This window comes from Nocardia sp. NPDC052112 (assembly GCF_040680135.1).
In the GTDB taxonomy this organism is placed as follows: domain Bacteria; phylum Actinomycetota; class Actinomycetes; order Mycobacteriales; family Mycobacteriaceae; genus Nocardia.
This window is the reverse complement of record NZ_JBFAWD010000064.1, coordinates 1-2,425: the sequence shown is the minus strand read 5'-3', so window position 1 is coordinate 2,425 and position 2,425 is coordinate 1. Positions and strand designations below refer to the sequence as shown.

Here is a 2,425-nt window from a genome sequence, read left to right as displayed (position 1 = left end):
CACGCCGGAGGTAGAGCTACTGGATGGTCTAGGGGGCCTACAAGCTTACCGAAATCAGCCAAACTCCGAATGCCGGTGTGTGAGAGCGTGGCAGTGAGACTGCGGGGGATAAGCTTCGTAGTCGAGAGGGAAACAGCCCAGATCGCCGGCTAAGGCCCCTAAGCGTGTACTAAGTGGAAAAGGATGTGGAGTCGCGAAGACAACCAGGAGGTTGGCTTAGAAGCAGCCATCCTTGAAAGAGTGCGTAATAGCTCACTGGTCAAGTGATTCTGCGCCGACAATGTAGCGGGGCTCAAGTACACCGCCGAAGCCGCGGCATTCACACAATACATCCGCATGTCCCTACGGGGGTGTGTGCAGTGGTGTGGATGGGTAGGGGAGCGTCCTACAGCCTTGGAAGCAGCAGTGTGAGCTAGTTGTGGAGGCTGTGGGAGTGAGAATGCAGGCATGAGTAGCGAAAGACGAGTGAGAAACTCGTCCGCCGAATGACCAAGGGTTCCTGGGCCAGGTTAATCCGCCCAGGGTGAGTCGGGACCTAAGGCGAGGCCGACAGGCGTAGTCGATGGACAACGGGTTGATATTCCCGTACCCGTGTATCCGCGCCCAATGGCGAATCATCTGTGCTAACCATCCAAATGTGGACGGATCTCCTTCGGGAGACCTGAAGCGGCTGCATGGGATCCTGGGTGTAGTAGTCAAGCGATGGGGTGACGCAGGAAGGTAGCTGGGCCAGTCAGTGGTTGTACTGGTGTAAGCCTGTAGGGCGTTGTGTAGGCAAATCCGCACGACATGTGCCTGAGAGGTGATGCGTAGCCGATTGAGGTGAATTCAGTGATCCTATGCTGCCGAGAAAAGCCTCTAGTGAGTTGGTACACGGCCCGTACCCCAAACCGACACAGGTGGTCAGGTAGAGAATACTGAGGCGATCGAGAGAACTGTGGTTAAGGAACTCGGCAAAATGCCCCCGTAACTTCGGGAGAAGGGGGACCTGATCTGGTGAACGGATTTACTCCGGGAGCTGGGTTGGGTCGCAGAGACCAGAGAGAAGCGACTGTTTACTAAAAACACAGGTCCGTGCGAAGTCGTAAGACGATGTATACGGACTGACGCCTGCCCGGTGCCGGAAGGTTAAGAGGACCGGTTAGCGGAGTGATCCGCGAAGCTGAGAATTTAAGCCCCGGTAAACGGCGGTGGTAACTATAACCATCCTAAGGTAGCGAAATTCCTTGTCGGGTAAGTTCCGACCTGCACGAATGGCGTAACGACTTCTCTGCTGTCTCAACCACAGACTCGGCGAAATTGCATTACGAGTAAAGATGCTCGTTACGCGCGGCAGGACGAAAAGACCCCGGGACCTTCACTATAGCTTGGTATTGGTGTTCGGTACGGTTTGTGTAGGATAGGTGGGAGACTGTGAAACGTGCACGCCAGTGTGTGTGGAGTCGTCGTTGAAATACCACTCTGATCGTATTGGACCTCTAACCTCGGGCCATGATCTGGTTCAGGGACAGTGCCTGGTGGGTAGTTTAACTGGGGCGGTTGCCTCCTAAAATGTAACGGAGGCGCCCAAAGGTTCCCTCAGCCTGGTTGGCAATCAGGTGTCGAGTGCAAGTGCACAAGGGAGCTTGACTGTGAGAGTGACAGCTCGAGCAGGGACGAAAGTCGGGACTAGTGATCCGGCACCGGCATGTGGAAGCGGTGTCGCTCAACGGATAAAAGGTACCCCGGGGATAACAGGCTGATCTTCCCCAAGAGTCCATATCGACGGGATGGTTTGGCACCTCGATGTCGGCTCGTCGCATCCTGGGGCTGGAGTAGGTCCCAAGGGTTGGGCTGTTCGCCCATTAAAGCGGCACGCGAGCTGGGTTTAGAACGTCGTGAGACAGTTCGGTCTCTATCCGCCGCGCGCGTCAGAAACTTGAGGAAGGCTGTCCCTAGTACGAGAGGACCGGGACGGACGAACCTCTGGTGTGCCAGTTGTCCCGCCAGGGGCACTGCTGGTTGGCTACGTTCGGAAGGGATAACCGCTGAAAGCATCTAAGCGGGAAGCCTGTTCCAAGATGAGGTTTCTCACCACTTCGAGTGGTTAAGGCCCCCCACAGACCATGGGGTTGATAGGCCAGAACTGGAAGCCCGGTAACGGGTGTAGGTGACTGGTACTAATCGGCCGAGGACTTACCAACGAAGAAGCTACGCGTCCACTGTGCGGTATCTGAAACAACACACAGACACTGCAGCAGACAATGAACCGGGTGTGATCCCGGGGGGTTGTCGCGCTGTTTGTGGATAGTTTCATAGAGTTACGGCGGCTATAGCGGTGGGGAAACGCCCGGTCCCATTCCGAACCCGGAAGCTAAGGCCACCAGCGCCGATGGTACTGCACTCGACAGGGTGTGGGAGAGTAGGACACCGCCGGAACATCCTT

At 56.2% G+C, this 2,425-nt stretch carries 2 rRNA genes (1 of these 2 cut by a window edge); both read left to right on the top strand.

Annotated elements, in window-relative coordinates:
• Positions 1-2,183: ribosomal RNA gene (locus AB0L58_RS42810) — 23S ribosomal RNA — on the top strand; it begins 1,049 nt to the left of the window's first position.
• Between the two features lie 118 nt (positions 2,184-2,301).
• Positions 2,302-2,418: ribosomal RNA gene (gene rrf, locus AB0L58_RS42805) — 5S ribosomal RNA — on the top strand.
• Positions 2,419-2,425 lie beyond the last annotated feature (7 nt).